This is a genomic window from Oleiphilus sp. HI0086 (assembly GCF_001635225.1).
In genome coordinates this window covers 1-9,567 of sequence record NZ_LWFZ01000869.1, presented here as the reverse complement: position 1 = coordinate 9,567, position 9,567 = coordinate 1, and the positions used below count along the sequence as shown (strand labels likewise).

7 protein-coding genes are annotated in these 9,567 nt (G+C 42.7%); 5 read left to right on the top strand and 2 right to left on the bottom strand.

From position 1 onward, the window contains the following. The first annotated feature begins 382 nt into the window (after positions 1–382). On the top strand, positions 383–2,332 hold the full coding sequence (locus tag A3756_RS15670) for a TRAP transporter large permease subunit (RefSeq protein ID WP_197475941.1): 1,950 nt from the start codon (positions 383–385) through the stop codon (positions 2,330–2,332). A 10-nt stretch (positions 2,333–2,342) separates the two neighbouring features. After that, complete coding sequence (locus A3756_RS15665; RefSeq protein ID WP_068507510.1) at positions 2,343–2,918, top strand: hypothetical protein; 576 nt, start codon at positions 2,343–2,345, stop codon at positions 2,916–2,918. Positions 2,919–2,936: 18 nt separating this feature from the next. Here A3756_RS15665 and miaA read toward each other — a convergent pair whose 3' ends face one another. Beyond that, a complete protein-coding gene (miaA, locus tag A3756_RS15660; RefSeq protein ID WP_068507507.1) occupies positions 2,937–3,848 on the bottom strand; it encodes a tRNA (adenosine(37)-N6)-dimethylallyltransferase MiaA in 912 nt (303 codons plus the stop codon). Between the two features lie 227 nt (positions 3,849–4,075). Here miaA and A3756_RS15655 point away from each other — a divergent pair, with 227 nt between their 5' ends. Then, complete coding sequence (locus tag A3756_RS15655; protein ID WP_068553859.1) at positions 4,076–5,122, top strand: putative solute-binding protein; 1,047 nt, start codon at positions 4,076–4,078, stop codon at positions 5,120–5,122. Positions 5,123–5,183: 61 nt separating this feature from the next. Here A3756_RS15655 and A3756_RS15650 read toward each other — a convergent pair whose 3' ends face one another. Then, positions 5,184–7,499: an RND family transporter gene (locus A3756_RS15650; RefSeq protein ID WP_068553857.1), complete on the bottom strand. Its 2,316-nt coding sequence runs from the start codon at positions 7,497–7,499 to the stop codon at positions 5,184–5,186. A 224-nt stretch (positions 7,500–7,723) separates the two neighbouring features. Here A3756_RS15650 and A3756_RS15645 point away from each other — a divergent pair, with 224 nt between their 5' ends. Beyond that, positions 7,724–8,677: a LysR family transcriptional regulator gene (locus tag A3756_RS15645; RefSeq protein ID WP_068507501.1), complete on the top strand. Its 954-nt coding sequence runs from the start codon at positions 7,724–7,726 to the stop codon at positions 8,675–8,677. Between the two features lie 50 nt (positions 8,678–8,727). Then, positions 8,728–9,294, top strand: a complete 567-nt coding sequence (gene smrA / locus A3756_RS15640; protein WP_068507499.1) for a DNA endonuclease SmrA — start codon at positions 8,728–8,730, stop codon at positions 9,292–9,294. Positions 9,295–9,567: the final 273 nt, after the last annotated feature.

Sequence of the window (9,567 nt, the reverse complement as noted above, 5' to 3'; positions counted from 1 at the left end):
TCCGTTACGGATAATGCTTATTATAAATAAGCGAACTCTGGTATCAGAATAGCGCTCTTAGAGCTTAGGTTCTAGGTACAACTAGTTAGTCGTTCTAAAAAAGGAAGGTCAATGATCTTCCTTTTTTTATGCTTGATTGTGGCTCAGGTTAGGATCATTTCGCTGTATTCACATGCTATTTCGTATACTATGGCCCGACTTACATCTTAATTTTTAATATTATCTTCATAATAATTTTAATAACACTATGCAGCCTGATTACGATACTCAACTAACCAACAAGAAATCCGAATTTAGCATCAAAGTCCTGATGCAAAAAATCCTTTCCTACTCAATTCTATGTCTTTTGTTCGTAACGATTATTTCGGGCACTAGTGAGAATATGCATGCACAGATGCTTAAGCTTGGCAGCTATTTTTGGGAGGACTACTTTATTCTTCGGGGTGATGAGCCCACTGCAGACTGTGAATATCAGTTTGATATCGAAGCCAGGTTGGATGAATTAGAACAAGAGCACCTTGCAGAAAATGAAGACTTCGATTTATTTGCGACTGAGTTTGATCGTGATTCAGCTCGTAATTCCTTAGCTAGCCAAATCAGGCTATGCCAGAAGCAGCATGCTGATGCCCAGACCTATCGAGCTCAAATGAATGTTTGGGTTCGTACTTTTAAAGATCTTGAGCACACCTTTGCTCAAGTTAGTTTGCTTGCTATTGAGAATCAAAAACTTACTTTGATATTGCTGCTGGCACTGTCTGCGTTTATCACAACATGGAAGCGTAATCATATTGCGTTTAGGTCGATTCATAGTCGAATGGATCACTACGTTTCGAATGTAGGGCAGTTGTTTGCCAATGCCTGTCTTGGGTTGTCTACCGTCGCGTTTTACCAAGGCTCTTACGCATCGGGGACTGAGGTTACCAACCCTGAGTTAATGATTATCCTTATGCTCGGGTGTTTTAGCTTATGCGGTCTGAATCTATATCAGTTACTCAATCCATCGCCAGATCTTGAGCCTGGAGGTAAACCCTGGCTTGCCTTTATAGCGATACCTATTCATAGTATTATGCTGTTAGCAGCGATCTTTCAGTTTTTTATTGTTGAGTCGCACTATCCAGGTATTGCTATCTATTTTACTCAAATCTTTCAGCTAACTAATCTTCATTTAGCAATTGGTCTTTATATTCTGGTTGGTATGCTGCTTAAAGAAACGCTTCTTGGTGCAAAATTGTTTGAGGTGTTTAAACCTTGGCACCTGCCGCCTGAATTGCTTGCATTTGTTGCTATCGCATTGATGGCATTCCCGACTGCTTATACCGGTGCTTCGGGCATTATCATTATTGCGATGGGCGCGGTTGTTTATCAAGAGATGAGGCGAGTAGGGACTCGTCGTCAGTTGTCGCTTGCCGTGACAGCAATGACGGGTTCAGGTGTTGTGCTAAGGCCTTGTTTGCTTGTAGTTGGTATTGCAATACTTAATAAAGAAGTTGTGACAGACGAGCTGTTTCATTGGGGCTTCAGGGTTTTTCTTCTGAGTATGCTCGTGTTTGCGGTATTTGCAATGATTACACGAAAGGACCCTATGAAAATTGTACCGGCAAGTGAAGCATTGTTACCTTCTCTTAGAAATTTGATGCCACTTCTTCCTTATGTTGGGATTCTGGTCGCTGCGCTCTTTCTTTACGACATATTGCTAGATGCTCAACTTGACGAATTTACGGCACCTGTCATGCTGCCAATTATCGTTATGGCAGTTTTAGTGTTTGAACGTAAATTTAGTAGGGATTTCCATCAGCGAAATGAAAGTGCTAAGGCGAGTCCGACGATATCTTCAGCCTTTTCCAGTTCTGTAGATAACTCATCCATACAAATTGGCGCCTTACTGATGTTAATGGCTTGCTCGTTTACAGTTGGCGGCATTATAGAACGGGGCGGCGGCGTACTAGAGATACCCGAATTCTTCGGCTCTACCTACGGCACGATGGCGTTTCTCGTTCTGTTTTTGGTGATGATCGGCATGGTAATGGACCCCTTTGGTGCGCTTATCCTGGTTACAGGTACGATTGCTCCGGTTGCTTATGCTGCCGGAATCAATCCGATTCACTTCTGGATGACCTGCTTGATGGCTTTCGAACTTGGTTATTTGAGTCCGCCGGTTTCGTTAAATCACCTACTTACCCGTCAGGTTGTGGGTGATGAGGAAGTCAGTCTCGCTTTAAAAGAGGGCGATTCCTTTTATTATCGCCACGAGCGTTTACTTCTTCCGCTTATGGTTATGGGTACAACACTCATTCTTGTTGCTTTCGTTCCATTAGCATTCATCGATCAATAAGGTTGCTAGAATGGAACGCGTAGCAAAACGTGAGGAGCAATTAGAGCAACTTGAACGGCAGAGTGAAAGTGACTTGCCAGAAATAATTTCTGGCATGAGTGATGAACAATTTGAAGCTGTGTTTGATTTGGTTGAGTCGGTGCTCGAACGTGAAAGAAAAGGATTTGATCGTTTTTTCGAGTCTATCTCTCAAACGCTTAGATATATCCCCAACTTTCTCGTGCTTGCGATTACAAACAAATATATCGACCCACCCATTGCGGCAAGAATTACATCTAAGCTCCCCATTAAGAGTGCTGTTCAAATAGCAAAAGGTTTGTCTGTTGAGTATGTCTGTGAAACAGCGGTCTTTATGAATGAGCGCTATGCAGCCGAATTGCTAGCTCGGCTGCCGAAAAAACAGGCGCAAGATGTAATTGCCTGCTTGGCTGAGCAACACCCCTTGCGTGTATTGGATATACTGGAATATGCAGACAAAAGCTTGTTAAAAAGCATGGTTAAGCACGGTTTGACGCTGGCAGTACTTGAAAAAGACTTAAACGAGTTGAGGCTAGTGACCTTTAAGAAGCTGCACGCATTAGCGTAGTTCGCCAAGCAAAGCTCGCTAAAGATGCTTCGCGAGGTGCTCTGCGGCTTTGTCGAAAAGATCCTCTCCTTTATCGATCCAATGAATTTCCTGCCCCTTCTTTTCTATATTCCTAAACCACTTACTTTGTTGTTTTGCAAAAGCGTGAATGGCTGAATTGAGTTTTTGGTACATATCGTTGTAACTCAGCTCACCTTGCAAGTATTGTGCGACAAAGCGATATTCAAGGCCGAAGAAGTGTAACTTTTCCCAGGGAAGGCCTTGTTGTCTGAGTGTTTCTACTTCCTCTATCATGCCTTCTTCAAGCCGTGCCTTAAGCCTCGCTGTGATTCTAGCCTTTATTTCTTCGCGCTCTAAGCGAATGCCTATCGTAAGGGGTGTAAAAGTGGGAAGCTCCAGTGGCTTTAGATCTTTGCTGTCGGCTACTGCTATTTCGATTGCTTTAATGATGCGGTCTCGGCTTAACAAGTCGGTTGTGTTGTGTAAATTTTTGTCAAAACTTAGCAATAGCTCGATTAATTCGCGTTCTGATTTATTTTCCATTTCCTGACGTGCTTTTTCGTCAGACTTCGCTATCGTTAATTCATAACGGTTTAATATGGCATCTAGATACATCCCTGTTCCGCCCACTAAAAACGGCAGTTGTTCGCGTTTGACGATATTGGTGAAAGCTGTGGAGAAATGTTGGGCGTAGGCGAAAAGGTTGAATTCCTCTTGCGGCTCCACAATGTCGATTAGGTGATGGGGGACTTCTTCGTATTCATCGAGATCTTTGCCTGTACCAATGTCCATGCCCCGGTATACCTGGCGAGAGTCGGCAGAGATTATCTCACCTGAAAACTGACGGCAAAGCTCTACAGCTAATGAGGTTTTACCACTTGCCGTAGGGCCTAGAATGGTAACTAGTTTGGCTTGATGAGAATCTGTCATATTAATCTGTAATAAGTATTGAACTAACAAACACTTCGTTATAGTGTGGGAAATAAGTAGATATAAAACTGCCAGCTATTATAACTGGCCAGTTACCGTGAATCGCTATCTTATAACAATTACATGATAAATACGGCTACTTTGCTGGACACTTGTACCATAAAAACGAAGATATAATCTTGCAAACCTTGAGTTAACAAGAACCTAAACAAGGAATTCTTTTCGGAATGAAGGTCTACAACGTCTTAATAGCGCTGGTATTAATATTAGCAAGCACGTCTGCATACTCTCTAGAGAAAAAAACATTTTGTATTTGGGATCCGGTTGGGCGTAATGGCCCGGTTATGTCTTTTTATTCTGACTTAATACCAAAAGCTCAATCATGGGGCTTGAGTATCAGGTTTGTTGCATATACTGACGAAAAGGTCGCCGCAAGTGAGTTTAAAGCAGGGCGCTGTGAAGCCGTACTTTTGAGCGCAATACTTTCACGCCAATTCGTTAAATTTGGCGGCACAATGGATGCTATTGGCGCGATTACCTCCCAGAAAGGCCTTGAACTCGCCTTGGGTACGTTGGCTCGTCCTCGTGCCGGTAAGTTGATGACCCAGGGTAATTACGAAGTGGTTGCAACTTTTCCGGTAGGGTCAATGTTTGCCTTTGTAAATGACCGATCGATAGAAAGTATCGATGACTTTGCTGGTAAAAAACTGGCAATTCTTAATGGAGACCCCCAGGCTAAAAAGTTTGCCGACTTGGCGGGTGCTTCTCCCTTCAATGTTTCTCTGACCACTTTTGCAGGGCAATTCAATAATGGTAATGTCGATATTTTGTTGATGCCAGCTTTGGCCTATAACACATTTGAGCTATACAACGGATTAGGTGACAAGGGCGGGATAATTGATTACCGACTTTATTATGGCATGCTGCAAACAATCGCTAAGCGTGATCAATTCCCTGAGGTATGTTCCAGGAACCGAAAAGCCAGAAAGCGTGAGTGCGTTAGCTTTGGCCACAAAATGCGTAATTATATCCTGACACGAATGGATGATATGGAACGAATGGTTAAGGATGCTGAGAATGAAATACCTCAAAACTACTGGATCGAGATTAGTCAGTTTACTAAGGATGATATTGATCATTTCAGTAAACGTGTACGCATGGCACTAAAGGCAGACAAGGTCAATCATCCTACGGCACTTAAGTTACTCTGGAAAATTCGTTGCCGTCTGGATCGTTCTCGTGGCGAGTGTGCTGCAAACGCTAAACCAGAATAGCTACTTGATGAATAAGAAAGCCCCTACAAATTATCCTTTGTAGGGGCTTTTTTGTTGGGTTTTAGTTTGGAGTAGAAGTAAGGATGTTTTCTGTGCCTTGCTTACCCGCAGTCTTCTCTTCCAGCTTGAGTAGAATTGCGGGTAGCGCTATAAAGTCGAATATCAGTGCTAGCGTAATCGTTGTTGCAGTGAAGATACCCATGTGGGCGTTCATGTTGAAGTTGGACAATGCAAGCACCATAAACCCTGCGACTAAAACGAAGGTTGTCACCCAAAGTGCAGTACCAACGGTTGCGAAAGCATATTGCACCGCTTGCTCGCTAGTATAGCCTTTCTCACGCCTAGCCCTTCGATACTTGCTTAAAAAGTGGACGGTATCATCAACGACGATACCCAGGACCATACCTGTTGCGGTACCTACGGATATGCCAACATTACCGTTGAAGATACCCCACAAACCAAATGCAGCACCAATAGGTATAAGGTTAGGGATTAGGCTAACCAAGCCCAGTTTGACTGACCTGAGTACGATCACCATGATGATACAAATTAGTATCAATGCATAACTTACCCCCGAAACCATACTCATAACGTTTCGCTCACCGATATGAGAGAACATGATATTCGGGCTCGCAGCATAGAACTCAGTAATATCGGTATTTGTCTCAAGCCATTCAGCAATATCCTTTTCAAGCGCTAAGGTTTTGTAGCTTGGTATATTGTTTAGTACAACAGTTAGTTTGATAGATGATTTATCTACGTTTAACTGGTTGTTGAGATCCAGCCCATAGGGGAGCGACATTTCATATAACAGTAAATATTGTGCCGCTAAATCTTGTGACTCCGGTAGCCGGAAGTATGACTCATCATCGGCATGCATATTTTTATTCAGGCGCTTGAATATCTCGGTAATCGTATCGACATGAACAACTTCTTCTCGAGCTTCAAGCCATTGGCTGAATGCCTCGACCTGTTGTAAGAATTTCGGGTTGCTTATCTCACCGGATTCTCCGGCAACTAGTGAGTATTCAATTGTATAAATGCCAGAAAGGTTTTCAGCGGTAAAGTCGGTGTCTTTTCTAAATTCTACACTTTGCTTGAAGTAACCGACAAAGTCGTCATTTATCATATTTAATGGTATAGCAGAGAAAATGGCGATTGTTACCAAGCCGGTACCGATCAAAATTTGTCTGCGTTTGTTAATGACGAAATTAGCGATTGCATCAAGGCCTTTGTGTGCTTTATCTGCTTGCTTCTTCTCTTTTACCGGTAGCACCATAACCAGTGCTGGAAGTAAAAATACTGATAGAAAGAATGCTGCAACGACGCCCATAGCTACAGTATTACCTAAATCTCTGAAGGGTGGAACTTCACTAAAGTTAAGTGTCATAAAGCCAACAACTGTTGTGATGCTGGTGATGAAAACCGGCTGGAAATTGATACGTATGGCTTCTTGCATTGCTTCGGCTTTAAGCATTCCGTGCCGCATGTTAAATAGAAAGGTCACTAGAATATGAACGCAATCGGCAACGGCCATTGTCATGATTACCGTGGGCGCTGAGGTGCTTGGACCGGTAAGCGTCCATCCTAGCCAACCGAACATTCCCATTGCGCTGGCGATAGACATTATTATGACAACCAAGGTTACGGCGGTACCGGTGAACGAACGTAAAAGCAATAATAAGGTGAAGATTATTATCACAAACATGACCGGAAACAGGTTTGCAAGGTCGTCCTGGGCTGATTCAGAAAAGGCATTGCCTAGCATCACGCTACCTGTGATATAAACATCCAGGTGGGGGTAGTCTTCTTCAAACTGGGCAATCATCACACGTGCTTGCGCTACTAGTTCGGGAATCTCCTGTTCGGTCAATTGAGGAAGTTGAACTGTGGTATTGACCGCAGTAACATGCGCTTGCTTGGAAATAAGGCGACTTTCTAGCAGCGGCTCGCTAAGCGCAATCCGTTTAATCTCGTCCAAATCGGCTTCATCTGGAAATTCAACCAGGTCGTTAACGAGCAAGTCATCTTCTTCGGCTTTTGTATATTGGAAGTTTGTGATTGAATCGACGCGTGTTGAATAAGGCAATTGCCAAGCTCTATCAGTTAGATCTTTAACTGCATTCAAGGTTGGAACGGTAAATACCTCGCCATCTTTCGGCGCTAGAACAACAAATATATTGTCTGATTTTGAATAGGTGTTTTGGAGTGTTTCAAATGCTACCAATTGTTCATTATCTTCTGAAAAGAATACTCGATAGTTTGAGCTGAACCCAATATTGCTAGCTCCGCTTGCTATAAAAAATACAATAGCTAAGGAGGCAATGATGATTAACCATCTGAACTTAATAATCTGCGCGGCAAGTCTATCGACCATAACAATGAACCTTGTAGTAAAAAGTCTTATTTTTGTGGCTGCTAACAATAGTATGTTATTGCCCCGTTGTTCTAATTTAATGCAATCAAACGCTAAATTTTGATGCTTTTATTGTAGTGCTGTTCCTATTTTGGTGTTAATAGGCTAAATTTAGAAATAATGTTCCGTATATGGAATGTATGCGGCTAACTCTAAATGCGAGAGTAAGAGAAGGGTACGAATTGATGCAAGACTTAAATGAAATGGCGATATTTGCAGTGGTTGTCGGATCGGGAAGCTTCACCAAAGCAGCGGACAAACTTAAGCTACCTAAATCTACCGTAAGCCGAAAAGTGAGTCAGCTCGAAAAGCGTATAGGTGTGCGACTTATTAATCGTACAACACGCAACTTAAAGCCGACAGAAACCGGTAAGTTGTATCATGAGCATTGCGTCAAAATGCTTGAGCAAGCTGAAGAAGCTGATCGTGTTGTTAATAATATGCAAGCTGAGCCAAGCGGTACGCTCAGGATTAGTACGCCGCTGTCTTTTGGTACACCTTTCTTCATCAGCACGATTAAACGATTTATGGAGCAGTATCCAAAAGTTAATGTCGAGATCTTCTCCGATGACAAACTGGTTGACTTACTAGAGCAGGAAATCGATGTGGCTTTTCGAATTGGCCCATTATCTGATTCTAGTCTGGTAGCACGAAATCTCGGAACCGCGCGATTGTCACTGTGTGCTTCTCCTGAGTATATTGCTAAAAACGGCATCCCTAAAACGATTCAGGCTATCGAAGATCATACCTGTGTCTCTCACCCAGCATCCGCTTGGGCTTTTCAAACGAATAACGGTATATACGAGTTTGAACCAAAGTCTCGCCTAGTGGCTAATGACATGGAAGTGCTGCGTCGAATGGTTATAGAGGGGGTTGGTGTTGGCGCTTTACCTCAGATTATTATTAGTGAAGATGTCAGGGCGGGGCGTTTGGTTACGCTACTTGAAGATGCACCATTTCAGGAAAGAACCTTTTACCTGGTTTATCCTAGCCGTAGAGAGCCACCTTCGAAGGTTATGGCCTTTACAGATTTTATTTTCTCAAGTTGTAAGCCGGTGCCACCATGGGAAACATTGAAGGAAGTATTTAATACGAATAAGAACTTGGAAAGTGTGCAAACTGCACTTGGCGAATCCTAGGTTTTATAATAGTATTTTTGGGTCAGAATTGGTTATGAGTGAGTACGGCAATGAGTGATGATGAGTTATTTGCAGAAGAAATGCAGGGAGTTACTCGTTTTGAAAGTAGCAAAATTTCTTCAAACAAAGTAGAGGAAGAAACACCAGGAAAGCGTGTTAGGCGCAAACTTGCCGTTGCCGATAAACTTACCGTAGATCCTCTAGCCTCCACCGAAGTGCCTATGCTGAAATCAAATGACATACTTGATTATAAGCGCGATGGTGTCCAGCACGGTGTGTATAAAAAACTAAGGATGGGGCGCTATGAATTAGATGCACGTTTGGACTTACATCGAATGACCGTTGAACAAGCAAGGCGCGAAGTATTCCGCTTTATTGATGAGTGCTCCAGGTACGAGCTTAGAGCAGTTATTATTTTACATGGGAAGGGAGATCGAAATCCTGACAAACTTGCCTTGTTAAAGAGCCATTTAGCGATTTGGCTTCCTCAACTAGACCAGGTAATAGCCTTTCATTCTGCTCAACCGCAGCATGGCGGCACTGGTGCAGTCTACGTAATGCTTCGCAAGGGTGACACTGCTAAACAAAATAATAGAGAGCGTCACGGACTACGTTGAGTCAACAAATCTTAATAAAGTGTAAGTGACTCTAAGTTACTTGGGTGTTAGCATCTAGACGTTAAAAAAATAATAAGATCTTACGTTCGGCGCTGGCCGTGTTTTGATCGCATTTAAAATACTTCTTGCCCTAAGAAGTATAAAAAATAATTAGCATTACTAAGTTCAACTATTTCTATAAAAACTATCTATAGCTTTGGCCAGACAAAGCTTTCTAGCTAGGAGGCAGAATGAAACTCAAGATTAATGGCGCGCCCATATCAATCGACGTCG